Annotated in this window: 26 protein-coding genes and 1 pseudogene; 8 read left to right on the top strand and 19 right to left on the bottom strand. The window is 64.0% G+C overall.

The genetic code is table 11. The annotated features are described in order from the left end of the window. The first annotated feature begins 165 nt into the window (after nucleotides 1-165). From FXB41_RS20285 to FXB41_RS20275, 3 genes are all read left to right on the top strand, one after another. Nucleotides 166-966 carry an MBL fold metallo-hydrolase gene (locus FXB41_RS20285; protein WP_219682952.1) on the top strand — a complete coding sequence of 267 codons (801 nt, stop codon included), beginning with the start codon at nucleotides 166-168 and terminating at the stop codon, nucleotides 964-966. A 154-nt stretch (nucleotides 967-1120) separates the two neighbouring features. Beyond that, nucleotides 1121-2137, top strand: a complete 1017-nt coding sequence (locus tag FXB41_RS20280) for an alpha/beta fold hydrolase (RefSeq protein WP_007599625.1) — start codon at nucleotides 1121-1123, stop codon at nucleotides 2135-2137. Between the two features lie 15 nt (nucleotides 2138-2152). Then, the gene (locus FXB41_RS20275; RefSeq protein WP_219682951.1) at nucleotides 2153-3100 is read left to right on the top strand and encodes a fatty acid desaturase; all 948 of its coding nucleotides are present in this window, start codon (nucleotides 2153-2155) and stop codon (nucleotides 3098-3100) included. A 68-nt stretch (nucleotides 3101-3168) separates the two neighbouring features. Here FXB41_RS20275 and FXB41_RS20270 read toward each other — a convergent pair whose 3' ends face one another. Both FXB41_RS20270 and FXB41_RS20265 read right to left on the bottom strand, forming a co-directional pair. Next, nucleotides 3169-3402, bottom strand: a complete 234-nt coding sequence (locus FXB41_RS20270) for a hypothetical protein (RefSeq protein WP_007599629.1) — start codon at nucleotides 3400-3402, stop codon at nucleotides 3169-3171. Nucleotides 3403-3502: 100 nt separating this feature from the next. Then, complete coding sequence (locus FXB41_RS20265; RefSeq protein WP_219682950.1) at nucleotides 3503-4522, bottom strand: helix-turn-helix transcriptional regulator; 1020 nt, start codon at nucleotides 4520-4522, stop codon at nucleotides 3503-3505. Nucleotides 4523-4604: 82 nt separating this feature from the next. On the opposite strand from FXB41_RS20265, the gene FXB41_RS20260 reads away from it, so the two are divergent. After that, nucleotides 4605-5249, top strand: coding sequence for a glutathione S-transferase family protein (locus FXB41_RS20260; protein ID WP_219682949.1), 645 nt, complete (start codon nucleotides 4605-4607; stop codon nucleotides 5247-5249). 64 nt (nucleotides 5250-5313) lie between these two features. Here the strand turns inward: FXB41_RS20260 and FXB41_RS20255 are convergent, their stop codons facing one another. From FXB41_RS20255 to FXB41_RS20240, 4 genes are all read right to left on the bottom strand, one after another. Further along, a complete protein-coding gene (locus tag FXB41_RS20255) occupies nucleotides 5314-6099 on the bottom strand; it encodes an enoyl-CoA hydratase/isomerase family protein (RefSeq protein WP_219682948.1) in 786 nt (261 codons plus the stop codon). Nucleotides 6100-6111: 12 nt separating this feature from the next. Further along, nucleotides 6112-7221 carry a cyclic nucleotide-gated ion channel gene (locus FXB41_RS20250; RefSeq protein WP_007599633.1) on the bottom strand — a complete coding sequence of 370 codons (1110 nt, stop codon included), beginning with the start codon at nucleotides 7219-7221 and terminating at the stop codon, nucleotides 6112-6114. Between the two features lie 112 nt (nucleotides 7222-7333). Then, nucleotides 7334-7552 carry a hypothetical protein gene (locus FXB41_RS20245; RefSeq protein ID WP_007599638.1) on the bottom strand — a complete coding sequence of 73 codons (219 nt, stop codon included), beginning with the start codon at nucleotides 7550-7552 and terminating at the stop codon, nucleotides 7334-7336. Between the two features lie 130 nt (nucleotides 7553-7682). Beyond that, complete coding sequence (locus FXB41_RS20240; protein WP_219682947.1) at nucleotides 7683-9128, bottom strand: TAXI family TRAP transporter solute-binding subunit; 1446 nt, start codon at nucleotides 9126-9128, stop codon at nucleotides 7683-7685. Nucleotides 9129-9533: 405 nt separating this feature from the next. Here FXB41_RS20240 and FXB41_RS20235 point away from each other — a divergent pair, with 405 nt between their 5' ends. Both FXB41_RS20235 and FXB41_RS20230 read left to right on the top strand, forming a co-directional pair. Continuing rightward, nucleotides 9534-9881, top strand: a complete 348-nt coding sequence (locus FXB41_RS20235; protein ID WP_219682988.1) for a DUF3307 domain-containing protein — start codon at nucleotides 9534-9536, stop codon at nucleotides 9879-9881. Nucleotides 9882-10156: 275 nt separating this feature from the next. Further along, on the top strand, nucleotides 10157-10555 hold the full coding sequence (locus FXB41_RS20230; RefSeq protein ID WP_219682946.1) for a hypothetical protein: 399 nt from the start codon (nucleotides 10157-10159) through the stop codon (nucleotides 10553-10555). On the opposite strand, the gene FXB41_RS20225 is transcribed toward FXB41_RS20230, so the two are convergent. Together FXB41_RS20225 and FXB41_RS20220 are read right to left on the bottom strand one after the other, a co-directional pair. After that, nucleotides 10552-10875 carry a YkgJ family cysteine cluster protein gene (locus FXB41_RS20225; protein ID WP_219682945.1) on the bottom strand — a complete coding sequence of 108 codons (324 nt, stop codon included), beginning with the start codon at nucleotides 10873-10875 and terminating at the stop codon, nucleotides 10552-10554. The two genes, FXB41_RS20230 and FXB41_RS20225, sit on opposite strands and share 4 nt — an antisense overlap. Nucleotides 10876-10888: 13 nt before the next feature. Then, on the bottom strand, nucleotides 10889-11587 hold the full coding sequence (locus tag FXB41_RS20220; RefSeq protein WP_007599649.1) for a helix-turn-helix transcriptional regulator: 699 nt from the start codon (nucleotides 11585-11587) through the stop codon (nucleotides 10889-10891). Between the two features lie 113 nt (nucleotides 11588-11700). Between FXB41_RS20220 and FXB41_RS20215 the strand changes: the two genes are divergently transcribed. Together FXB41_RS20215 and FXB41_RS20210 are read left to right on the top strand one after the other, a co-directional pair. Next, nucleotides 11701-12006 carry a hypothetical protein gene (locus FXB41_RS20215; RefSeq protein ID WP_219682944.1) on the top strand — a complete coding sequence of 102 codons (306 nt, stop codon included), beginning with the start codon at nucleotides 11701-11703 and terminating at the stop codon, nucleotides 12004-12006. Nucleotides 12007-12044: 38 nt separating this feature from the next. After that, nucleotides 12045-12773 (top strand): glutathione S-transferase family protein, encoded by a 729-nt coding sequence (locus tag FXB41_RS20210; RefSeq protein WP_219682943.1) that lies wholly within the window; start codon nucleotides 12045-12047, stop codon nucleotides 12771-12773. 252 nt (nucleotides 12774-13025) lie between these two features. Here FXB41_RS20210 and FXB41_RS20205 read toward each other — a convergent pair whose 3' ends face one another. The 11 genes and pseudogenes from FXB41_RS20205 to FXB41_RS20155 form a co-directional block, all read right to left on the bottom strand. Further along, nucleotides 13026-14177, bottom strand: coding sequence for an ABC transporter substrate-binding protein (locus FXB41_RS20205; RefSeq protein ID WP_219682942.1), 1152 nt, complete (start codon nucleotides 14175-14177; stop codon nucleotides 13026-13028). Between the two features lie 78 nt (nucleotides 14178-14255). Next, the gene (locus FXB41_RS20200) at nucleotides 14256-14687 is read right to left on the bottom strand and encodes an acyl-CoA thioesterase (RefSeq protein WP_219682941.1); all 432 of its coding nucleotides are present in this window, start codon (nucleotides 14685-14687) and stop codon (nucleotides 14256-14258) included. Between the two features lie 10 nt (nucleotides 14688-14697). After that, complete coding sequence (locus FXB41_RS20195; protein WP_219682940.1) at nucleotides 14698-15459, bottom strand: SDR family NAD(P)-dependent oxidoreductase; 762 nt, start codon at nucleotides 15457-15459, stop codon at nucleotides 14698-14700. 26 nt (nucleotides 15460-15485) lie between these two features. Beyond that, entirely contained in the window at nucleotides 15486-17369 is a 1884-nt protein-coding gene (locus FXB41_RS20190) for a feruloyl-CoA synthase (RefSeq protein WP_219682939.1), read from the bottom strand. Beyond that, on the bottom strand, nucleotides 17366-18175 hold the full coding sequence (locus FXB41_RS20185) for a crotonase/enoyl-CoA hydratase family protein (protein WP_007605285.1): 810 nt from the start codon (nucleotides 18173-18175) through the stop codon (nucleotides 17366-17368). Before FXB41_RS20185 ends, FXB41_RS20190 begins: the two co-directional genes overlap by 4 nt. Nucleotides 18176-18356: 181 nt before the next feature. Continuing rightward, nucleotides 18357-18656, bottom strand: coding sequence for an addiction module antidote protein (locus tag FXB41_RS20180; protein WP_007599661.1), 300 nt, complete (start codon nucleotides 18654-18656; stop codon nucleotides 18357-18359). Between the two features lie 3 nt (nucleotides 18657-18659). Then, a pseudogene (locus FXB41_RS20175) lies at nucleotides 18660-18956 on the bottom strand (type II toxin-antitoxin system RelE/ParE family toxin). Nucleotides 18957-19025: 69 nt separating this feature from the next. Beyond that, nucleotides 19026-19487, bottom strand: a complete 462-nt coding sequence (locus tag FXB41_RS20170; RefSeq protein WP_007599665.1) for a DUF3237 domain-containing protein — start codon at nucleotides 19485-19487, stop codon at nucleotides 19026-19028. A 12-nt stretch (nucleotides 19488-19499) separates the two neighbouring features. Then, nucleotides 19500-20819 (bottom strand): TRAP transporter large permease, encoded by a 1320-nt coding sequence (locus FXB41_RS20165; RefSeq protein WP_219682938.1) that lies wholly within the window; start codon nucleotides 20817-20819, stop codon nucleotides 19500-19502. A 2-nt stretch (nucleotides 20820-20821) separates the two neighbouring features. Next, nucleotides 20822-21331 (bottom strand): TRAP transporter small permease, encoded by a 510-nt coding sequence (locus FXB41_RS20160; RefSeq protein ID WP_219682937.1) that lies wholly within the window; start codon nucleotides 21329-21331, stop codon nucleotides 20822-20824. Between the two features lie 199 nt (nucleotides 21332-21530). Next, a complete protein-coding gene (locus FXB41_RS20155) occupies nucleotides 21531-22547 on the bottom strand; it encodes a TRAP transporter substrate-binding protein (RefSeq protein WP_219682987.1) in 1017 nt (338 codons plus the stop codon). Between the last annotated feature and the right edge of the window lie 22 nt (nucleotides 22548-22569).

Below are 22569 nucleotides of genomic sequence, written 5' to 3'. Positions count from 1 at the left end.
GATACGGCGGGTGGGACATGATCCTTTCAGCCAATCGTTCTGGCGCGGACGAGAGTTTAACGAGCGCTGATCGGGTTGGTTCCAGGTTTCGCCCGGTCGGCGGGGCTTGCGATCACGGCCAGCAATTCCCTATTGACGTTGGACCGTCTTTGTCGGGAGTACGGCATGCCCCTCTGGACCTGCGAAACCTGCGGCGCGCAATTTTCGGGCGAAGATCCGCCAACGTCCTGTCAAATTTGCGAGGACGACCGGCAATTCGTCGGCTGGAACGGCCAGACTTTCCTGACGCGCGAGGCGCTCTCGGAACGTCACCGCATGGTCTGGCGCGACGATCTCGGCCTGACCGGCATCGCGCTCGAGCCAAGCTTTGCCATCGGTCAGCGCGCGCTGCTGGTGCCGCTCGCGGACGGCTGGCTGATGTGGGACTGCATCCCGCTGGCGACGCCGGAGGCGATCGCGCATGTGCGGTCGCTCGGCGGGTTGAAGGCGATTGCGATCTCGCATCCGCATTATTATGGCGCGCTCGCCGACTGGAGCGAGGCGTTCGGGGGCGTGCCGGTCTATTTGCACGCCGATGATCGCCAATGGGTGACGCGTCCGCATTCCTCGATCGTGCACTGGACCGGCGAAAGCCATCGCATCTCCGACGATGTGCTGCTGCTGCGCACCGGCGGTCATTTCGCCGGCGCCACCATGCTGCACCACGCGAGTGGTGCGGACGGCAGGGGTGCGCTGCTCACCGGCGATATCGCGCAGGTGACGATGGATCGCCGCTTCGTCAGCTTCATGTACTCCTATCCGAACTACATGCCGCTCAACGCCGCCGCGGTGCGACGGATTGCGGCTGCCATCGAGCCGCTGGCCTTCGACCGCGTCTACGGCGCCTGGTGGGATCGCAATATCGCCGCAGGCGCCAAGGCCGCATTCGCGGCCTCTGTCGCGCGCTATCTGGCCGCCATCGCATGAGCCGGCGCGAGACCGCATTTATCTTGCTGTTCCACAATAAATGGACTATAAGTACAGTTATTAAGCGTGACGCGACGATGCGTCTGCGGGACCGGCATGATCGATGCATCGCTGTTTCCGCGGCGCGCTTGCCGCGTGAGCGGGAGTTCGGTCCATGACGGCAGGGCGCGACTACGAGATCTTCGAGGCCGGCGACGTCGCGCTCCGGTCCGGGGTCGTCGTCCCTTCGCTCAAGCTCGCCTACAAGACCTACGGCACGCTCAGTCCGGACAAGGACAACGTGATTCTCTATCCGACCTCGTTCAGCGCGCAGCACGCCGACACCGAGTGGCTGATTGGCCCCGACGGGATGCTCGACCCTACGCGGTACTTCATCATCATCCCGAATCTGTTCGGTAACGGGCTGTCGTCCTCGCCGTCGAATACCGCCGCGCCGTTCCCGATCCTGACCTATCACGATGCCATCGCGGTCCAGCACCGGCTGCTCACCGAGCGGTTCGGCATCTCGAAGCTTGCCCTGGTCTATGGCTGGTCGATGGGCGGCATGCAGGCCTATCACTGGGCGGCGCTGCATCCCGATATGGTCGAGCGGGCGGCCGTCGTCTGCGGCAGTGCCCGCTGCGCGGCCTATAATTACGTCTTCCTGGAAAGCGTGAAGGCCGCGCTGACCGCCGACCCCGCCTTCCGCGACGGCCGCTTCGCCGAGAAGCCCGTCGCAGGCTATCGCGCCATGGGGCGCGTCTACGCGGGTTGGGCGATGTCGCACGGTTTCTATCGCGACGAGATCTGGCGCGAAGCGGGCTTCACCTCGCTGGACGACTATCTCGCCCGCAGCTGGGACGCGGCGTTTGCCCGGCGCGATGCCAACGATCTCCTGGCGCAGATTGGGATCTGGCAGAACGGCGATATCAGTCGCTGCGCCACATTCGACGGCGATCTCGATCGCGCGCTCGGTGCGATCACGGCCCACATGCTGCTGATGCCCGGTGCGACCGACCGCTATTTCGACGTGCGCGACAACGAGGACGAACTCGGCCGGCTGGTCAATGCGCGCTCTGCGGTGCTGCATCCGATCCCGTCGCTGCACGGCCATCGCGCCGGCAACCCCGTCAACAATCCGCGCGATCAGGCCTTCATCAAGGCCGAGATCGCGGAGCTCCTCAGCAAGTAGGACAGGCATCCGATCATGAGCGACGCAACGATTTCAGAGTCCGGCCATCGCTTGAAGCCGCTGGCGCCGACGATGCTGCGGGAATTGTCGGTGCGCTCCAATCTCAGAGGTGCCGCGCAAAGCCTCAGCCATTACGGCCTCGTCGTACTAGTCGGCGCGCTGATCTGGAGGGTCTCTTCGACCTGGGGTGTCTTTTGGGCGCTGCCGCTGATAGCGGTGCAGGGCTATCTCGTCGCCTTCCTGTTCATGGCCGTGCACGAGACCGCGCACAAGACGGCGTTCAAGAGCCGCGGTCTCAACCTCGTGGTCGGCTACCTCTCGGGTTTCATCATCGGATTGCCTTACGAATATTATTGCCTGTTTCACTGGGACCATCACCGCTACACCCAGGATCCGGACAAGGACCCTGAACTGGTCGTCGGCGTGAAACCGAAATCCGACACGCAGCTCGCGCTCGCCTATAGCGGCGTGCTTCAGGTCGCCGGACGCCTGCGGCTGATGCTCGGCCATGCCGTCACCGGCAAGGTCGTCGTGCCCTGGATTCCCGAGAACAGGCGCGCCATCATCGTCACCGAGGCGCGCGTCTATGCCGCGCTCTATGCGTTGCTGCTCGTTCTGTCCTTGTGGTTCTCGTCGGCGCTGCTGCTCTGGGTCTGGATCGTCCCGCTGATCATTGGGCAGTTCTTCCTGCGGCCCTATCTCTACGCCGAGCACACCGGCTGCGAGCGTACCCGCAGCGCATTCCAGAACACGCGCACCACCTACACCGGCGCGATCGTCAAATGGATCGCGTGGAACATGCCCTATCATGTCGAGCACCACGCTTATCCCTCGATCCCGTTCCACGCGCTGCCGAAGCTGAACGGGATCGTCGACGGCGAGATCGTCCATCGTGGCCGCGGCTACATCAGGACGACGCGCGAGACGTGGGCCTGGTTTCGGCGACATAGACAGGCCGGCTAGCCGAAGAAAGTTGACGCGCAAAGGCCCCGATCGCGGTGCGATCGGGGCTTTGTCGTGAATACGAGATATCAGTAGATCCCGTACGCGCACACGTTGACGACGCGGACGCGCAGGCCGTGGCGGGTCTGGACGACGCGCTCCTGATAGCAATTGTTGACGCCGCTGTTGACGTAGACGCCGCCAAAGCCCCAGCTGGGACCCCAGTGATGGTGAAAGCCGTGGGCCGACGCGGCAGTGGGGGCGAGAGCGGCAACGCCGAGCGAGCCGGCGGCGATCAGACCAAGTGCAAGCTTACGAAACATCTTCATTCTCCAGTATGGCGCAAAGGGCCGTTGTTGTGTCCCTGCATCTCGGTCGAGCCGAAACGCGGATGCGTTCATGAAGGGAGGGGAGAATCGTGTTTCAGGAGTGTTTCGTCGGTCGCGGAGCATTGCGCCGCCGTCCTGTTTTCCGCGCCGCGCGATAGCGCACGGCCATTGCCTCTGTCAGCTCGGCCATCTTCTCGCGCAGATCGGCCGGGTCCAGTACTTCGGCCTCGGGCCCGAGCCGCAACAATTCGGCGGCGGCATGCCATGACGTCTTGCCGGTCGGCACTCTGGCAATGCGCCAGCCGTCCGCATCCGAGGTCTCTTCGAGCTGCGTACGCGCCCTGACGTAAGGCTGGCTCAGCGCGTCGAGCAGTTTCACGCCGAAGGGCGACAGCCGAACGACCGCGACATTGGGATGCATCTCGGCCTCGAGACGCAGCGTTGCGTCCCGCCAATAGGCGGCGAGATCGAAGCCGGCGGGCCGCTCACAGCGATCGTCAAGCGCGGTGCAGTCGAGCACGCGCGCGACGCGATAGGTCCGCACGCTGCCGTCGACCAGACCTGCGAGATACCAACTGCCACCTTTCAGCACGAGACCGAGCGGCGCGACGCGGCGGTGCTTCTCGGCGCGCCAGCTCTGGTAGCGGATCTTGATCAGTGTCCCGCGCAGGGTCGCGGCGGCGATGGTGCGCAGATGCTTGGGTTCTTCCGCCTCGCCGAACCAGCCCGGCGCGTCGAGATGAAAACGCTCCTGCATCCGTCCCGCGTCTTCGCGCAAATTGGCGGGCAGGGCGGCCATCAGCTTATTCTGTGCGGCGATCATCGCCGCATCCAGCCCGAACGCCGCCGCCGGGCCCGGCAATCCCGCCAGAAACAGCGCTTCCGCCTCGCTTTGCGACAAACCATTCAGCCGCACGCGATAACCGTCGAGCAGGCGATAGCCGCCCTCCGCACCGCGGTCGGCATAGACAGGGACGCCGGACGCCGCGAGCGCGTCGATGTCGCGGTAAATCGTGCGCACCGAGACTTCGCAGGCCTCCGCGAGCTCGGGCGCGGTGACCTGCCCCTTGGCCTGCAGGGTGGTGAGGATCGACAGCATCCGGCTCGCGCGCATGATCCTTTAAACCATACCTGACACAGGATGTCAGGTATGGTCCGCTACAACGCCATCGCCAGCCGGCCAGATGGAGACCGCTATGACCGATCCGAACCGCATCACGTTATATTATTCGCCGCAAACCCGGGCCACCGGCACGCGGGTGCTGCTGGAGGAGCTGGGGGCGCCTTATGATCTTCATGTCCTCAACATGAAGGCCGGCGAGCAGCGCCAGCCGGCCTATCTCGCCATCAACCCGCTCGGCAAGGTGCCAGCGATCCGCCACCACGGGCAGCTTGTGACCGAGCAGGTCGCGATCACCATCTACCTCGCCGATCTTTTTCCGGAGGCGGGGCTGACGCCTGCGCTGAACGATCCGCTGCGCGGCCCCTATCTGCGCTGGATCGCCTATTACGGCTCATCCTTCGAGCCGGCCCTGATCGACAAGTTCATGCAGCGCGAGCCGGCACCGATCACGCAATCGCCGTATGCCGACTATGACGTCATGCTCGGCGCGCTCGAGGCGCAGCTGTCGAAGGGGCCGTATCTGCTCGGCGAACGCATGACGGCCGCGGATGTTCTCTGGGGTGTTGCGTTTAGCTGGACCATGATGTTCGGTATCGTGCCGAAGAAGGATGTATTCGTCCGCTATGCCGAACGGATGACGGCGCGGCCGGCGTTCCAGCGTATCACTGCGGCCGATGCCGAGATGGCTGCGCAGCATGCTGCGGCTGCCGGTGGGTAAGGCGCACTAGGCCGGGACGACACTGAGGGTGTGGCGCGCTGTTGCGAAATAATGTCCATCTCACTCAAAACCGAGGCAGTCGTTTTTCCGCGAACGCCTTGATGCCTTCCTTGATCTCGTCGCCGCGCATGCTGTCGCGGTGACGGTGGTCGGCGGCTTGCTGGTCGAGTTCGCCGCGGGCGAATTCGTTGATCGCCCGCTTCATGCCGCGCATCGCCTGCGGAGCGTTGCCGGCGAGAATGTTGGCGAGCTTGTCGACCTCCTCGTCCAGAAACTCGACCGCCACCATATCGGTGAGGTAGCCGATCCGCAGCATCTCCGGCGCGCTGATCTTTTGCGCGGTCAGGAACAGTTTTTTTGCATTGTCGACGCCGAGCCGCGTCACGTAGCGTTTGATGCCGCTGCTGTAATAGTGCAGCCCGAGCCGGGCCGCGGGCATGAACATCTCCGCGGTATCGACCCCGATGCGGAAATCGCAGGCGAGCGCGAGATCGGTCGAGCCGCCATAGACGCCGCCATTGAGCCGGCAGATCGTGGGTACGCCGAGATCCTCCAGCCGGTTGACGACGACCTCGAACGCCGAGCCCGCGCTCTGCTGCTCGTTGGCACTGACGGCACGCTCGGCAACGGAATTGAGATCGTAGCCCGCGGAGAAGGCCCGTCCCGTGCCGGTCAGCACCAGCACGCGGATGGCGGGATCGGCCTCGACCCGGTCGAACAGTCTGACCAGCTCGCCGAGATCCTCGGCCTGGAGCCGGTTGAGATGTTGGGGCCTATTGAGGCGAATGGTGGCGCGTGCGCCGGTGATTTCGAGCACGGGGCCAGAGGCCGCGTCGGTGATATCCGACATTCTTGTCTCCATTTATTTGTTTTCGAGCGTGCGCCGCTTCGCCTCTGCATCGATGGTCTCGGCGAGATCGGGATGCCGTGCCATCAGCACGCGGAAGTCGACGAGGTCGAGCACAAGGAGCCGCGACACCTTGGTGGTCGAGACATTGGCGCCGCGCAAATTGTTGCCGAGCAAGGCCATCTCGCCGAAGAAGGCGCCGTCGCCGAGCTGCACCTTCTTGCCGGGCAGGTCGACCTCGACCTCGCCGGCGGCGATGAAATACATGCAGTCGCCCTGCGTACCCTTGCGGATGATCATGGTGCGCGCCGGCAGCTCCATGGTGCGCAGCATGTGGGTGACGTCGGCGATGGCGGCCGGCCCAAGCGCCGCGAAGAACGGCACCTTGCTGACGGATTCCCAGGTCTTGAGGAAGTTGTCACGCCGGGTCTCGGCGGCAAAGCCGGTCGCCAGGATGCCGGTCCAGAGGCCGAACACACCGAGGCCGGAGATCATCACCAGCGCGGCCACCATGCGGCCCAGCGGCGTCACCGGCACGACGTCGCCATAGCCCGTCGTCGTCAGGGTTGCGACGGCCCACCACAGTGCGGCGGGGACGCTGCCGAAAGTCTGGGGCTGCACGTCCCGCTCCAGGAAATATTCCGCGACCGAGGCCAGGAAGACCACCATCAGGAAGATCACGAGCACGCTGACCAGCGGTCCCGATTCCAGCACCAGCACGCGGCGGAGCTGCCGCAGGCCGGGAATGCCGGGCACCACCTTCAGCACCCAGAGCACGCTGAGCAGCCACGCCGTCCTGGGCTCGATCCCGAGAATCAACGCGGCCGGCACAGCCAACGCTCCGACTGTGTCGACCAGCCCGGCGGAGGAGGACATGTAGAGTGCAAGGCGCCCCTGTCGCGCCATATGGCGTAGCCGGACCACCCATTCGAACACGAAGTAGACGAGGCAGGTCCAAAGCAGGGCATCGACCCAGCGATGCGCTGTCTCATAGGCCGGGTTGACCGTCAGCAGCACCATGGCGAGCACGCCGACGGCGACGGCCACGTAGGCCGCCCTGGTCATGTTGCGGCCGGCTGTGGCGGCCGCGAACTGGGCCATAGCGGAGATCAGCGGCTTGGACATGCGGGACGGCGGCTCGGTTTTGTCTTTGCGGTCCCCGGCTGGAACCTCGGTGCCAAAGTGCCTGCCCGGGCCGAGGTCGTCAACGACGGGCGCGTCCGCCGGCCACGCGCCGCTACTTGAAATGCGGCGGTTCGTCGTAGCCGCGACGGCTGCTGAAGAACAGCAGCACCATCAAGCCGATGCCGACAACAACGGAAAACCCGGCCCCCAGCGCCAGCGCCACATAGCCTTCCGTCGGGATCGGCTCGCCCTCGACCGTCATCGCGGAATAAGCGAAATAGCCAACCGCCGCCAACATTCCCAGCAGGAAGATGATGAGGAGTGCACGCATGGCGCGGTCTCCGGTTGATCCGAGAACAAACGGTTGTGGACGGGGACGGTTCCCGGACTAGGGCCCCCCGGTCGCTCGGCCCGCCGCAGGCGGGCGTCTCGAAGGATGGCCGCAGTCGAGCTTCGATAGGTCAGGCACTCTGAGCTGTCTTCACCACCACGACATTGCTCTCGTCGTGGTGGGGAGGGGCCACATCCTGAGCTGCCTTCTCGCCCTCGCCGGCATGGCGCTTGAGGTAGTCGCGGCGCATGCCGATCTCGTCGCGGACGAATTCGTAGCCGAGCTTGAACGTGTCGAGCCCGTCGGTACTGATCGTGCCGTCTCTGAGGCCGATGACGGCGCCGCGTAAAATGCCTTCCAGCTCGTCCTGGAGACATTCGAGCTGGTCCAGCGAATGAGCGTGTTCGATCCGCTCACCGATGTCGAGAATGGCGGTGGAGAGCTCGCTCGCCTTCTCCGGCGCGATCCGGGTGATCTTGGCGTAGATCGCGGCGAAGATCGAGCCGATGACGCTGAGCGCGGCAGCGCCCAGATACATCAGGTCGCTGTACTTATCCATGAACGACTTGGTGTCGTCGTTGATGTAGTCGGCCGCCCCTTGATGCGCCATCACGAAGGCGTCCTTCTCGACGGAGGCGGGCTCGATTCTGCTGGCAAAGCCGCTGTCGAGCCCGAGCGCGGACTTGTTCTCGTAGACGGTGCGCGCGAGTTCCCCGGCCGCCGTCGGCGACATCCTGGATTGGGCGACCAGCAACCATTCGAGACCGATCGTGTCGAGATCGTCGTCGGGAATTTCCGGCGATGCAGACAGCGTCCCCGCCGTCAGCGTCTCGCTGGAAATGCCGGGGATCCTGCGCGCCAGCGCTTTCGCCTCGTCGATCGCGTTCAGTGTGAAGCCGCCACGCCTGGCGACCTGCTCATACGCCTTGTCCCGCACCGCCCGCGAGGCGTGAACGATGGCGACGACCGCGCCAAAGCCGCTCGCCGGCGCGAACAGCTTGTCGAGCGTTGCGCCCTGCGGCGCCATCTGGATCTTCGCCGCGTCCGGACCGTCGGGAATGTCGAGGATGCCGCGGACGAAGGCGAGCGAGGATTCGCTGTCGGCGAGGACGGCGACCTTCTTCTTCTTCAGCTCGGCGAGCGACTTGATCTTTTTGTTGCCGGGCCCGAGCAGCAGCACGAGATCGTGCTCGAGGATCGCGAGCGTGCGTGCCCGCAGCGGCACCTTGGCGTCGGTGCGGAGCACCGCGAGGTCGGCCTGCTTGCGGTCGAACTGGGCGATCGCCTTGGCGTTGTCGGCGTTGTTGACGATCTTGATCCGGAAGCGCGAGGCGTTGTTCTTCAGGACGGCGGCGAGCTTGGCTGCGAACAGCGCCTCATCGCTGTTGGGCGCGCCGACGGCAAAGGTCAGCGTTTCCGAATTGTGCACCAGCATGCGGCCGCCCCAGACGGTGGCAAGCGACAACAGCAGGGTCAGCACGACGTAGAGGAAGACCTGCTGCTGGTTGGTCTTGATCACCTTGGCTCGCCGGGGCGGTGGCTCGATCGGCGATGAGGTCGGGCCCTCAGTACTCATGGCAGCACTCTGGCCTTATGCTTCCGGTGGCGGGCGGCTCGCGGATGTGATCGCTGCGGTCGCCCTGCAATTCGTAAACGTCTGAAAAAAGAACGATATTCTCTACCGGCGATGATAGCGCGCAGCCCGCGGAATGCAAATTCCGAGCCGAAGGTAACCTTACTCAAGTCGGCCGCGGCGATTGGCCATCCTATCACCAGTTAGCCACAGTTGGCGATTTTCCGGTTCCCCCCGGCTGCATTCCGTCGCGGGAGATGTCATAAATCGCAGGTCCCGGCGATTTGACCGGTCCAGGAAGAGGTTGCGCTGAACGCTCCGATTCTTCCTGTCACGTCAATGAGGGCGTCGGCCTTGTCGTTTCCACCCCTGTCATCGGCGGCTCCGGTCGAAGTGCTCATTGGTTGGATGTTGCTGCTCACCTTCAAGCACATCATCGCCGATTTCGTCCTCCAGACCGCCTGGATGGCGCACGGCAAGGACCAGAAGCACGGCTGGGCGCTGCCGCTCCTGGTGCACTGCCTGGTTCACCTCGCGGTTGCGCTGCCGCTGATCCTGATCGTGGCGCCGAGATTCTGGTTTGTGGCGTTGATCGACTTCGTGATCCACATCACGATCGACCGCGCCAAGGGCCTCGTCTCGGCCAATTTCGGCGTCGACCTTGCGCATCCCTGGTTCTGGACCCTGATCGGTGTCGACCAGGCCCTGCACCATCTGACCGGCTTCGGCCTCTCCATCTTCATGGCGGCGAACTGACGGACGACGGCCCTCTGAAGTGGCTGTCGGGCCTGCATGGTTCGAGACGGCGCTTCGCGCCTCCTCACCATGAGGGTGAGAATCTTTCAGCAGAAAACAGACCTCACCCTGAGGGCACGCCGAAGGCGGGCGTCTCGAAGGAAGGCCACAGAGAAACCCTTTCCAGCGCATTGATTCGCGGCCCACGAGCAAGCACCCCGGGCGACTACCGGGCAGCGTGGTTAACCTTTCATTAGAGAATTGCACTGCATCTTCGCCCATGAGGGAGAACTGCAATGTTTTCAAGCCGCGATACCTTTGAAGGCGATTCGTGCCCGGTCCGCGACGAGCTCCTTGGCGAGATGTACCGCGCCAGCGAGAGTGGCCTGCCGAGGCTGGTTGAAAGTGTTTCCCCTGACGCACGCGCCAGGCTGGCGCTGTTCTGCTATCGCCGCAGCCATCTGCACTCGCTGGCGGTCGCGATCGCAAGCAGCTGTAACGAGCGCGACCTGATCGAGAACGGCGGCCGTGTCGGTTCGACGCTCTACGCGCTCGCGCGCGAAGGTGCGGCGAAATCCTCGCCGTCGCTGTCCGGTGGCCGCAAGCCGATCACGCTGTCGACCAAGCCGCTCTCGGTGCTCGCGCCGCTGGACGACGAGATCGACGACGAGATCAGCGAAGCCGTCCCGGCCTAAACGCTCGCGATTATTGGCAGCCCGAATTTTCGTCGCGCCATCGCGCATTCGGCATCGCCCGGCATGCATGTGCGGCACACCTCCGGCCGCACTGCGTAGATGCCGCACGCGGTCGCTTTTCCAATTTCTCCCTGCAACGCCGAACAGCGATCGCCTTCGCAGCGCATGCCGGATTGACGCGTGTTGACGAGCGCTTCGGGAATCGCGGCGAGCTCCTCGTCGCTCTCGATCGAGAAGCGAGGCCAGTTCGCCGAATAGCCGCAGCAGGCGCCGCAACTCTGGCAACAGCTCGACAGGTCGACGGGGGCGTTCTCGTCCATCGTCACGTGTCCTTCACGTATCCTTGGGCGGGCCCCAGACCAGGCTTTGCCGCCATTTCGCGCGCAGCACGTCGCGCCTTTCAGGATATCGCTCGTCGGGATAGCTCGCATCCACCACGCGGTCGGTGCGGAAGCTGCGGAAGTCGCCGCGCAGCTCGCACCAGGCCGCGAGCAGGCGCACGGCTTCGAGATAGCCGATCGAAATCGGCCAGATCATGCGCTCGCTGGCGCGGCCCTGCTCGTCGCGATAGCGCAGCATGATCTTCTTCCCTTCGTGGATCTGGGTGCGCGTCCGTGCCATGTCCAGGCGGTCCGGCTCCCTGTTCCAGCTCGGGCGGGCCCGGCTTGCCGGCTCCAGCACGAAGGGACGCAGGCGTTCGGGGACAGTGTCGGCGATCTTGGCCATCAAGTCTTCGGCCGCGCGCGCCAGCGCGGGATCGGCATGGCCGGCGACCCATTGCGCGCCCAGCACCGCCGCCTCGATCTCGTCCGGTGTCAGCATCAAAGGCGGCAGGTCAAAGCCCTTCTCCAGGATGTAGCCCATGCCGGCTTCACCACGGATCGGCACGCGTTGGCCGATCAGCGTGGCGATGTCGCGATAGATCGTGCGCTTCGAGGTCTCGAGCTCGGCCGCGATGGCGTCCGCCGTCAGCGGCTTACGCGTGCGCCTCAGCACCTGGATGATTTGAAACAGCCGGTCGGCGCGTCTCATGACGGGTCTCTTATCGGTGGTTTTTTCAGAAGGTAGCGCGCGGCTGCTGACAGGATGTTGGCAGCAGGGGAGTTCTATACCGGGTCAACACGTCGACTGAAGAGGATTTGTCCATGATCATTCCAACTCATTTCGGCCCGGCCGCTGCGCTGTGGCGGACCCAGCCTTTACAGGTCCAGCCTTTGCGAGTCCCGCGTTTGCAAGTCCGAGCCTGGTACGCATGGGCGTTCGGACGCCTCGTATCCCTTGATCTCATGGTGCTCGACCTCCGCCTTGCGCTCGCGACCGTGGTGGCTCGCTTCCTGGTCCAGGCCGCGGACGGGCTGGTTCGTCATGTCATGGCCCGCGCCTGGCGGGGGGCCCGTTTCGCAGAAGATATCACGGCTGCTGCCACCATGGTGGCAGCAGCCCGCGGCTAAGTTCCCTCAACTCTTTCGGTCGTTTCAGGAGAGCCTTCATGATCACGCTTTACGGCTTTGGCGCCGGTTTCGGCCTGCCGGAAATCAGCCCCTTCGTCACCAAGACGGAGGTGCAGCTCAAGATGGCGGGATTGCCCTACCGGAAGGAGCGGGCGATGCCGCCCGCCTCTCCCAAGGGGCAGCTTCCTTTCATCGACGATGGCGGCGAGGCGGTGGCCGATTCCACCTTCATCCGCGCCCATATCGAGCGCCGCTACGGCTTCGATTTCGACGCCGGTCTGTCGCTCGTCGAGCGCGCGCAGGCTTGGGCATTCGAGCGCATGATCGAGCATCACGTTTATTTTGCGCTGGTCGGGGCGCGCTGGGTCGACCCGGTCAACTTCGCCAAGGGGCCCGCGCATTTCTTCGACGGCGCGCCGGAGCACAATCGCGAGAAGTTGCGCGAGGACGCGCAATTCCGCGTCGCCGAGAACTACCTCCTTTCCGGACTAGGCCGCCACGCGCCCGATGACGACGTCGATCTCGCCGTGCGCTCGCTGTTTGCGCTCTCGGTGCAGCTCGGCGACAAATCCTATCTGATGAGCAACAAGCCCTGCGGCGTCGATGCCACCGCCTTCGGCGCACTCGCTGGGATCCTGACGCCGTTCTTCGAATCCGCCCTGCGCCGTCGCGCCGAAGGATTTCCGAACCTCACTGCTTATGTCGACCGGATGATGGACAATTACTATCCGGAGTTCGCCTGGACTCCGCTGCGGCAGGCGGCTTAAGCACGCGCCCTCTCCGCGCGCTCGCTGCAACCTCGCCCGCTTGCGGGAGAGGTCGGCGCGAACCGCCGGGTGAGGGTTCTCTCCTCTAGGGGATTTTTTCCGCGAGCTTCGGACTGTCCCTCTGCGGAGGCACCCTCTCCCCCAAGCGGGAGAGGGGGCGCAGCGACACCGGAGGTGCAGCTCGCCTATGCGGCCAAAAGAAAAGCCGGCCCATCGGGGCCGGCTCTCGTCGTCTCAATCCTGCGGTCGCGCCTATTTCACCAGCATGTACTTGCCATTCTTCACCGTGAGCAAAATCCGCGAACGGTCGTCGAGGCCGTAGCGATCCTTTTCGGTGAAATTGTAGACGCCCTGACTTGCGGCCAGCTCCTTCTCCGACAGCAAGGCCTGGCGAATTGCTTCGCGGAATTCCGGCGTGCCGGGTTTCGCCGTCTTGAGTGCCGTCGGGATGACGCGCTTGAGAATCTCGAAGGCGTCGTAGGAATGGCCGGCGAACTGGCTGCGGCTGTTCGGGCCGTACTTGGCTTCATAGGCCGAGTTGAGCGCGAGGCCCGGCTTCTTGGTGGCGGCTTCGTCCGGCTGATCTTCCGGGTCCATCACCGGGCCCGACGCCATCAGCACGCCTTCCGCCGCTTTGCCGGCGATGCGAATGAAGTCCATGCTGGCGGCGCCGTGGGTCTGGTAGATCAGGCCCTGATAGCCACGCTCGCGCAGCTCGGTCTGCGGCAGCGCGGCTGCGGTGCCGGAAGCGCCGACCAGAATGGCGTCGGGATTCGCAGCCACGAGCTTCAGCACCTGTCCGGTCACCGACGTATCCGGGCGAGCGAAGCGCTCCTCGTCGGCGATGGTTATGCCCATCGGCACGGCCTGCGCCTTCAAATCGTTGAACCAGAGGTCGCCATAGGAGTCGGAATAGCCGATATAGCCGATGGTCTTCACGCCCTTGGCCTTCATGTGATCGTACAACACCTTGCCCACGATCGGGATCGGCTGCGGCATCGCCACCGACCACTTCATGCGCTCCGGCGTGATCGGGAACGGCGCCAGGCCGAAATGCGGAATGCCGGCTTCGTTGGCGACGTTCGACACCGCGATGGTCGGCGGCGTCAGCGCCGAGCCCATGATGATATCGGCCTTGGATTCGGTCACGAAGCGGCGGGCGTTGGTGGTCGCGGTGGTGGGATCGCCGCCGTCGTCGAGCACGATCACCTTCAGCGGCACGCCGCCGATCTCCTTCGGCACGAACTCCAGCGCATTGCGCTCGGGAATCCCCAGCGCTGCGCCCGGGCCGGTCGTGGTGGTGGTGATGCCGATGGTGACCTCGGCGGTCTGGGCCAGCGCGGGCACGGCCGGCAGCGCAAGCGCGGCCGCGGTGACGGCGGCGGTCAGGTAAAAGCGTTTCATCTATTCCTCCCTTTATGTGTTTCTTTGAAAGCAGAAATCGGGGGGTAATTCAGCCCCCTCTTTTGGTGATGTGGCGATTTAGCTCCGGGCCTCGCTCCCCGTGAATTTGGCTACCATTTCCGCGGGAAACGGTGCCGATTTCAGTTTGTCGGGGTTAACGGGGTCGCGGCCGACCAGCACGCGCGTCTCGAAACCTTCGATCGCCAGAGCTTCGCCCTTGAAGACGTTGTGCTTCACCTCGAAGCTCGAGCGCTTGATGCTCTCGACCTTCGTTTCGATGGTGATCCAGTCGCCATAAGTCGAGGGGATGTAGAACTTGGCACGGGTGTCGACCATGGGAATACCCACCAGGCCGTATTTGCGGACCAGGTCCTGCTTGGAGAACCCGGCGACTTCGAACAGGGTCGATGTCGAATCGTCGAACATCGCGAAATAGCGCGGGTAATAGACGATGTTGGCGGGGTCGCAGTCACCCCACTGGATCTGGACGTCGCGCCGGTTCACGAACATATGTCGCGCCCTATTTCGGTGCCATGCGCAGCGATCCGTCGAGGCGCACGACTTCGCCGTTCAGATACGAATTCTCGACCATGTGCAGCGCCAATGCCGCGAACTCGTCGGCGTGGCCGAGCCGGCGCGGGAACGGGATTGCGGCGGCGAGTGAGTCCTGGGCTTCCTGCGGCAGGTTGGCGAGCAGCGGCGTGAGGAACAGGCCGGGCGCGATCGTCAGCACGCGGACGCCGAACTGCGCCAGCTCGCGCGCGATCGGCAGCGTCATGCCGACAATGCCGCCCTTCGATGCCGAATAGGCCGATTGCCCGATCTGGCCGTCATAAGCGGCAACCGACGCCGTGTTGATGATGACGCCGCGCTCGCCGGTTGCCTGCGGCTCGAGCTTGGACATCTCGTTCGCGGCAAGGCGAAGCATGTTGAAGGTGCCGATCAGGTTGACCTTGATCACCTTGTCGAAATCCGCGAGCGCCATCGGGCCGTCGCGGCCGACGACGCGCTTGGCAACGCCGATGCCGGCGCAATTGACCAGCACGCGCGCGGGTCCATGGGCCTTGGTCGCCTGGGCGATCGCAGCTTCCGCGGAGGCCGCATCGGAAACATCGCAGGTCACCGCGACGCCCTTGATCTCGGCGGCCACGGTTTCCGCGAGCTTGGCATTGAGGTCGCACACCGCCACCCGGGCGCCCTGCGCCGCCAGCTTACGCGCGGTCGCCGCGCCCAGTCCCGATGCGCCGCCGGTGACGATGACTGCCTGATCCTTCAACAACATGGCGTTCTCCCTGTAGCGATGTTTTCTTAGCCGACCGATATCACACGGTCCGATGGATTGGCAGCGTAGAGCTCCTCGATCAGCAGGCTGCGATGCTCGAGCACCGCGCGCTGGTTGATGGACCCCTTGTCGGTGACTTCGCCCTTGTCGATCGAGAGCGGCGTGTCCATGAGGATCGCGCGCGTGATCCGCGTCGAGGATCCCGTGGCCGCGCCGAGAAAGCGGGTCAGCCGTTCGCGAAATGCCTCGCGCACCAGCCGGTCGCGGGTCGCGACGACGAGATCGTCGGTCGGCAGCGTCGGGTTGATCAGCCGGCAGCCGTCGAGATCGAGTACGACGAGCGCGGAAACCTCGTCACGGTTGATGCCGGCGATGACGACGTCGCGCACCAGCGGTGCGCAGGCCGCAACGAAGCGCGCGCGCAACGGGCCGACGCTGACCCAGGTGCCGCTGCCGAGCTTGAAATCCTCACCGATGCGGCCGTCGAAATCGAAGCCGGCGTTGAGATCGTCGGGATCGACAGGCTTGAGCGCATCGCCGAGCTTGTAGAAGCCTTCTTTGTCGAACGAATTCGCGGTGATGTCGGGCTGGCGCCAGTAGCCGGGCATCACGTTCGGTCCCTTGCAACGAACTTCCATCTTGCCGTTGTTCGGCACCAGCTTGGCGTCGTTGCCGGATACGGGAAGCCCGACATGACCGGAGCGGCTGGTGCGCGGGTTGACCGACATGAAGAACGGCGCGGTCTCGGTTGCACCGAGGCCGGTCAGCATCGGCACGCGGTAGCCTTTTTCCTTGACCGCGAGCTCGTCGAGGCTGTTCCAGACGAACGGCGACAGCGCCGCGCCCGAGAAGAACATCGCGTGCAGCCGGTCGAAGAATTTCGCGCGCAGGCCCTGGTCGTCGCGCAGATAAGGAAGCAGCGACTCGTATCCCTTGGGGACGTTGAAATAGACTGTCGGCGAAATCTCCTGGAGATTGCGCACGGTTTCGTCGATGCCTCCAGGCACCGGCTTGCCGGCATCGAGATACATCGAGCCGCCATTGTAGAGCGTCAGCCCGATATTGTGGTTGCCGCCAAAAGTGTGATTCCAGGGCAGCCAGTCGATGATGACGGGCGGCTCGTCCTTGAGGAAGGCGAGCGTCTCGCGCAGCATCACCTGGTTGGCGCAGATCATGCGCTGGGTGTTGATGACCGCCTTGGGGTTGCCGGTCGAGCCCGAGGTCAGCAGGAATTTCGCGATGGTGTCGGGACCGATCTTGCCGTGGACTTCGTCCAGATCGCCGCGGATCGGGGTTGCCATGAGGTCGGCGAGCGAGGTGACGTCGCGGCCCGGCACGTGGCCGTAGGACGCGGCGATTTCGGTGCCGAGCGAGACGTTGGCCGCGAGCGCGTCGGCGAACTTGTCGGCGTCCTCGGCGAAGACGAGGCCGGGCGTCAGGAGCTTCATCAGGTAGGAGAGCTTGCCGTAATCCTTCGAAACCAACGAATAGGCCGGCGACACCGGGCAGAACGGAATGCCGGCATAGAACGCGCCGAACGCCAGCAATGCATGGTCGATCGAATTGCCGGAGAGGATGACGACCGGCCGCTCCGCCGACAGCCCGCGCGCAATGAGCCCTGAGGCGATGTGCCGGCTCGCGGCGAGCAGCTCGGTGTAACTGATCTTGCGCCAGCCGCGGCCGCCTTCGCGCTCGGCCATGAAGACCCGATCCGGCGTCGTATTCGCCCAGTGATGCAGGCGGTCGGTGATGCGGGCCGGATAGTCTCCGAGCGGCTGTTTGGGCCGCAGGTAAATCGTGCCGTCGTCGCGCCGCTCGATATTCACGACGGGATCGCCGAATGAAATGGGCCGCAGCGGGGAAGTGCTCGCGCCGCGCTCCATGCTGGAAGAGGACGGCTGCGCGCTCATGATTTCGGCTTCACCTTTGCGGTCTTGTGCTCGAGGAATTCGCGGATCCTGCGCTTGGCTTCCTTGTCGCTCTGCGCCACCGTCGCCATCAGCGATTCCATCAACAGGCCGGTCTGCGGATTGGCTTCCGCGATCATCGGCAGCGCCTGGAGCACGGCGAAGTTGGTCAGCGGCGCGTTGGAGGCGACCTTGGTCGCAAGCTCCATCGCCTTGCCGAGGCCGTTGCCGGCTTCCGTGACATATTGCGCAAAGCCGTAGGAGGTGCCTTCGGTCGCGGAATAGACGCGGCCGGTCAGCATCATGTCCATCATCCTGGCGACGCCGATCAGGCGCGGCAGGCGCACCGAACCGCCGCCACCGACGAAGATGCCGCGCTGTCCCTCCGGCAGCGCGAAATAGGTCGACGGTTCGGCGACACGGATATGCGCCGCGCAGGCGAGCTCCAGCCCGCCGCCGATCACGGCGCCCCTGAGCGCCGCGATCACGGGCACGCGGCTGTACTGGATGCGGTCGAACACCCGGTGCCACATCTGGGAATGGAGAAGGCCGCCGGTGGCATCATGGTCGGTCAGTTCGGAGAGGTCGAGACCGCTGGAAAAATGGTCGCCGATGCCGTGGATGACGACCGCGCCGATATCCTCGGGAAGGGACGCAAAACACTCGCCGATTTCCAGGATGATGCCGTCGTTGAGCGCATTGCGCTTGGCCGGCCGATTGAGGCCGACGGTCAAAACCCGGTCCGCCCGCTCGATCTTCAAAAGCCCGGAGGCGCCCGCGTCGGCGGTCTCGGCGTTTCCCTGTGTCATTTGCGTCCTTGTCAGAATAGTTATGTTGTATAACGAATTCAGGGGGAGTCAATACGGCTGGCAGCGGGGAAGCCGATGCATCGTCCGGAAATGGGACGACAGTCCGGGTACAGAGCCCGTACCCGAATGCCCGATGCGCAAGATTGGGATGAATATCACCGACGCCGATGCTATCCGGCCGCTACGCCGCCTTGGTTCCGCTTTGGGGTTGCGCCACAAGATTGATACCCATGGCGTGGAGAACCTTTATCACAGTGCCGAATTCGGGTTTGGCCTCGCCGCCAAGCGAGCGATACAAGTTCTCACGGGATAGACCGGCTTTTTCGGCAATGGCGCCCATGCCCTGAGAGCGCGCTACGGCGCCGATTGCCATCGTTATTGCGGACGGATCGTCGGATTCAAAGGCTTCGGTGAGATAGGCCGCAACCATCTCCGGACTGTCGAGGTACTCCGCAGTATCAAAGGATTTCACTTTTGCCATTGCTCAGACCTCCAATTCGCTCGCGATCTTCTTTGCCAACGCTATGTCCCCTGGCTGAGAGCCTTTATCGCCACCGCAAAGAAGAATGATGATCTCCTCGCCTCAGGCAACGTAGTAGATCCGGTATCCAGCGCCCTCGTGAACTCTCATTTCGCTGATGCCGCTTCCGACCGGAGCAACGTCTCCGGGATTGCCGAGCGCCAGCCGATCGATCCGGGCCAGGATTTTTGCCTTCGCTCTCCGGTCTCGCAGGTTTCTAAGCCAGTCAGAGAATTCGTCGGTTCTCTTGATCGTCGGCATTTGTAGCGTATACGCTACATAAGTGGCAATGTCAATGGACCAGCCGGCCCTTGGTGCGGCGCCACGCGTTCACATCACCTGATGCACGTCGATCACGACGCGGTCCGCATGCCGCGCCGCTGAACCGACAAAAATGTGCTGCATCAGCCAGCGGTACTTCTCATGCCCGGTCTCGAACTTCGGCACGGTGCGGAAATAGATCAGTTTAGGATCCACCGGCTCGCCGCGCTTGAGCTTTTGTAACAGCTCGACCGGGCCGAAGCGCATGCCCTTGTTCTCGACATAGACGATGGCGCCGTCGTTGGTTTGGAAAGCGTACTTCGCTTCGAGATCAATCAGCTCGTTGGGGCGGATGGTCTGGAAGTCGGCGCCGAACGGCAGCACCTTGCCGGTGATCGCGCCCGAGACCTCGCCGCCGATGATCGGGATGATGCGGCGAACGCCGATGCCGGTCTCGCCGGCGGTGACGACGTCGCCGATACGTGCAGTGACGGTGAAGACGTATCTGGTTTCGAGCGCCGGCGTGGTCATCGCTTCGCCTCCTCAATGCGCCATCATCCGCGTCGGCAGCCATGTCGCCAGCAGCGGGAAGGCGATCAGGATCACGAGGCGCACGAGGTCTGTCGCCACGAACGGAATTACCCCCTTGAAGATGGTGGAGAAGGAAACGTCCTTCACCACGCTCTTGATGACGAAGACGTTCATGCCCACCGGCGGGTGAATCAGGCCGAGCTCGACCGTCATGACGATGATGACGCCGAACCAGATCGGGTCGAAGCCGAGATGCATGATCACGGGGAAAATGATCGGCACGGTGAGGATGATCATCGCCATGGCGTCCATCAGGCAGCCGAGCACGAGATACATCACCATGATCAGCGCCAGCACGCCGTAGGGGCCGAGGCCAAGGCCGGTGAGGAATTCCGTCACCTTCTGCGGGGTCTGCGTCACCGTGAGGAAATAGCCGAAGATCAAGGCGCCGATCAGCACGGTGAACACGGCGGCCGCCGTGCGCGTCGCCTGCAGCAGCGACGCCAGAATTTTCTCGCGGTCGAGGCGGCCCGTCGCCACGCCGATGATGAAGGCGCCGGCAGCGCCGACGCCGCCGGCTTCGGTCGGCGCGAAGCGCGGCAAATAGGGCAGACCGTAAAGGCCGCCGATCACGAACACGAACAGCAGCACCGGCGCCCAGATGTCCTTCAGGCCGGCGAAGCGCTCGCGCCATGGCAGCACCTTGCCCTTGGGCAGAAAGTCCGGCCGGAAATAGCCGATCAGGAAGATCGTGATCATGTACATGGTCATCGCCAGAATGCCCGGGATGATGCCGGCGATGAACAGCTTGCCGATGTCCTGCTCGGTGATGATGCCGTAGACGGCGAGCACGGTGGAGGGCGGCAGCATCGCGCCCAGTGTGCCGCCGGCCGCGATCACGCCGGTGGCAAACGACTGCGGGTAGCCGAAACGGCGCATCTCGGGGTAAGCGACCGCCGAGAAGGTCGCTGCGGTCGCGACCGAGGAGCCGCAGATCGCGGCAAAGCCGCCGCAGGCACCGACGGTGGCGATGCCGAGCCCGCCGCGCAAATGGCCGACAAAGCCGTTGGCGGCGCGGAATAGCTCGCGGCTCATGCCGGAATTGCTGACGAAGGAGCCCATCAGCAGAAACATCGGAATGACGCCGAAGGTGTAGTCGGTCACCGTGCGCATGGAGGTCTGGCCGACCAGCTTCAGCGCCGGCGTGGCGCCGACGAGATAGGAGAAGCCGGAGACGCCGACGAGGCCCATGGCCATGCCGACCGGCACGCGCAGCAGCATCAGGGCGAACAGGGAAACGAAGCCGATAACGGCGACGGCATCGGTGCTCATGATTACTCCGTCGCCTTCAGCTTGGGGTCGTGCATCTCTTCGGGATGGAAGATCAACCGGTAGGTGCGGATCGCGATCAGCAGCACGGCGGAGACGTCGCCGATCCAGGCGATCGCGAAGAACGGCCAGGTCGGCATGTGCATGTCGAAGGTCTGGACGTTGTCGTTGTACGTGCCGCGGACCTTGTCGAACAGCGTCCAGGTCTGCACCGTCACGACGAACAGCAGCACCAGTGTCGCGAACACGTCGATCCAGCGCTGGTAGCGCGGCCCGACATTGCCCCAGACCAGATCGACCGTGATGTGGGTGCCGCGATAGGAGGTCGCGGCGATGCCCCAGAAGATGAGGATGCCGAGCAGCATGCGGCCGATGTCGAAACTATCGGGGATCGCATAGTTCAGCGTGTTGCGCAGCAGCACCGACAGAAAGATGTCGAGCGCGACAATGCCGACGAAGGCGGCTGCGATCCATTCGATCGAATCGATAACGCGATCCATCCAGTTGCGCTTCATGGGAGCTTTCTGCTCGAGATGAGTGCGAGTTGCATCAACAGCGATGCTGCGCTCCCTCTCCCGCTTGCGGGGGAGGGCTGGGGTGGGGGTGTCGCCGCAATGAACGGACCCCGAGTGGAGAGAGCCCCCACCCGGCGCTTCGCGCCGACCTCCCCCGCAAGCGGGAGAGGTGCAGCGAGTCTGCGGCTCCGATTCAGCGTCACTCCGCCAGCGCGTTGTACTTCTTCAGCGATGCCTTCAGCTCGCTAAGCGCCGCGTCCGGATCCGCGCCGGTCTTCTTCGCGCCGTCGCTCCAGGTTTTCACCAGGGGCTCGGCGGCTTTCTTCCAGGCGGCGGTCTGCTCGGGCGTCAGCTTGTAGACCTCGTGGCTGGACTCCGCCTTGACCTTGTCGATGCCGGCATCCTCGAACTTGCCCCAGTGCTCGCCGACCACACCGGCCATCTCGACCGTGCAATTCTTGTCGATCGCGGCCTTCTGCTTGTCGGACATCGCATTGTACTTGTCCTTGTTCATGACGAACACGAAGGTCGTGGTGTAGAGCGGCGCCTCCATGTCGTACTTTGTCACCTTGTCGATGCCGAACAGCACGAGGGAGCCCCAGGGAAAGGTGACGCCGTCGGCGACGCCGCGCTCGATGATGTCGCGCACTTCAGGCGCGGAGGACTGCACATTGGTGCCGCCGAGCGAGGTGACGAAGTTCGCCATGGTGGCGTGGGCGGGGCGGATCTTCAGGCCCTTCACATCCTCCGGCATCACGATCTTCTTGGTCTTGGAATGGAACGAGGAGGGTGAGTGGACGAAGGCGAGGCAGTATTTAACGTCCTTCATCTCCTTTTCGGCGTATTTGCGGTACCAGGCGTCGAGCCCCATCGAGCCGCCCTTGGCATCCGAGATCAGGAACGGCAATTCGCCGGCGCCGATGATCGGGAAGCGCCCGGGCTGGTAGCCGGGATTGACATAGGTGACATCGGCGATGCCGTCGCGCGCCATGTCGTAATGGTCGAAGGCCTTGCCCATCTGCTGGGCCGGAAACACCTTGCCCTTGATGGTGCCGCCGGAATCCTTCTCGACCGCGGCGGCCCAATCCTCGAGCGATTTCTGCAGCGGATGCGAGGCCGGCACCCAATGCGAGATCTTCAAATCGAAGGTCTTGTCCTGCGCGAACGCAGGGCTCACGCTTGCTGCCAGCAGCAACGCCAGACAGGCTTTCCTCATCACGCGTCTCTCCCTCTTTTGA

The organism is Bradyrhizobium canariense (assembly GCF_019402665.1).
Classification (GTDB): Bacteria; Pseudomonadota; Alphaproteobacteria; order Rhizobiales; family Xanthobacteraceae; genus Bradyrhizobium; species Bradyrhizobium canariense.
The sequence above is the reverse complement of the archived record's forward strand: the minus strand, read 5'-3'. Positions and strand labels throughout refer to the sequence as shown.

Bases quoted from the DNA above. Each gene is read 5' to 3' on its own strand.
- FXB41_RS20285 (WP_219682952.1), top strand. From the start codon at position 166: ATGCCCCTCTGGACCTGCGAAACCTGCGGCGCGCAATTTTCGGGCGAA.
- FXB41_RS20280 (WP_007599625.1), top strand. From the start codon at position 1,121: ATGACGGCAGGGCGCGACTACGAGATCTTCGAGGCCGGCGACGTCGCG.
- FXB41_RS20275 (WP_219682951.1), top strand. From the start codon at position 2,153: ATGAGCGACGCAACGATTTCAGAGTCCGGCCATCGCTTGAAGCCGCTG.
- FXB41_RS20270 (WP_007599629.1), bottom strand. From the start codon at position 3,402: ATGTTTCGTAAGCTTGCACTTGGTCTGATCGCCGCCGGCTCGCTCGGC.
- FXB41_RS20265 (WP_219682950.1), bottom strand. From the start codon at position 4,522: ATGCGCGCGAGCCGGATGCTGTCGATCCTCACCACCCTGCAGGCCAAG.
- FXB41_RS20260 (WP_219682949.1), top strand. From the start codon at position 4,605: ATGACCGATCCGAACCGCATCACGTTATATTATTCGCCGCAAACCCGG.
- FXB41_RS20255 (WP_219682948.1), bottom strand. From the start codon at position 6,099: ATGTCGGATATCACCGACGCGGCCTCTGGCCCCGTGCTCGAAATCACC.
- FXB41_RS20250 (WP_007599633.1), bottom strand. From the start codon at position 7,221: ATGTCCAAGCCGCTGATCTCCGCTATGGCCCAGTTCGCGGCCGCCACA.
- FXB41_RS20245 (WP_007599638.1), bottom strand. From the start codon at position 7,552: ATGCGTGCACTCCTCATCATCTTCCTGCTGGGAATGTTGGCGGCGGTT.
- FXB41_RS20240 (WP_219682947.1), bottom strand. From the start codon at position 9,128: ATGAGTACTGAGGGCCCGACCTCATCGCCGATCGAGCCACCGCCCCGG.
- FXB41_RS20235 (WP_219682988.1), top strand. From the start codon at position 9,534: ATGTTGCTGCTCACCTTCAAGCACATCATCGCCGATTTCGTCCTCCAG.
- FXB41_RS20230 (WP_219682946.1), top strand. From the start codon at position 10,157: ATGTTTTCAAGCCGCGATACCTTTGAAGGCGATTCGTGCCCGGTCCGC.
- FXB41_RS20225 (WP_219682945.1), bottom strand. From the start codon at position 10,875: ATGGACGAGAACGCCCCCGTCGACCTGTCGAGCTGTTGCCAGAGTTGC.
- FXB41_RS20220 (WP_007599649.1), bottom strand. From the start codon at position 11,587: ATGAGACGCGCCGACCGGCTGTTTCAAATCATCCAGGTGCTGAGGCGC.
- FXB41_RS20215 (WP_219682944.1), top strand. From the start codon at position 11,701: ATGATCATTCCAACTCATTTCGGCCCGGCCGCTGCGCTGTGGCGGACC.
- FXB41_RS20210 (WP_219682943.1), top strand. From the start codon at position 12,045: ATGATCACGCTTTACGGCTTTGGCGCCGGTTTCGGCCTGCCGGAAATC.
- FXB41_RS20205 (WP_219682942.1), bottom strand. From the start codon at position 14,177: ATGAAACGCTTTTACCTGACCGCCGCCGTCACCGCGGCCGCGCTTGCG.
- FXB41_RS20200 (WP_219682941.1), bottom strand. From the start codon at position 14,687: ATGTTCGTGAACCGGCGCGACGTCCAGATCCAGTGGGGTGACTGCGAC.
- FXB41_RS20195 (WP_219682940.1), bottom strand. From the start codon at position 15,459: ATGTTGTTGAAGGATCAGGCAGTCATCGTCACCGGCGGCGCATCGGGA.
- FXB41_RS20190 (WP_219682939.1), bottom strand. From the start codon at position 17,369: ATGAGCGCGCAGCCGTCCTCTTCCAGCATGGAGCGCGGCGCGAGCACT.
- FXB41_RS20185 (WP_007605285.1), bottom strand. From the start codon at position 18,175: ATGACACAGGGAAACGCCGAGACCGCCGACGCGGGCGCCTCCGGGCTT.
- FXB41_RS20180 (WP_007599661.1), bottom strand. From the start codon at position 18,656: ATGGCAAAAGTGAAATCCTTTGATACTGCGGAGTACCTCGACAGTCCG.
- FXB41_RS20170 (WP_007599665.1), bottom strand. From the start codon at position 19,487: ATGACCACGCCGGCGCTCGAAACCAGATACGTCTTCACCGTCACTGCA.
- FXB41_RS20165 (WP_219682938.1), bottom strand. From the start codon at position 20,819: ATGAGCACCGATGCCGTCGCCGTTATCGGCTTCGTTTCCCTGTTCGCC.
- FXB41_RS20160 (WP_219682937.1), bottom strand. From the start codon at position 21,331: ATGAAGCGCAACTGGATGGATCGCGTTATCGATTCGATCGAATGGATC.
- FXB41_RS20155 (WP_219682987.1), bottom strand. From the start codon at position 22,547: ATGAGGAAAGCCTGTCTGGCGTTGCTGCTGGCAGCAAGCGTGAGCCCT.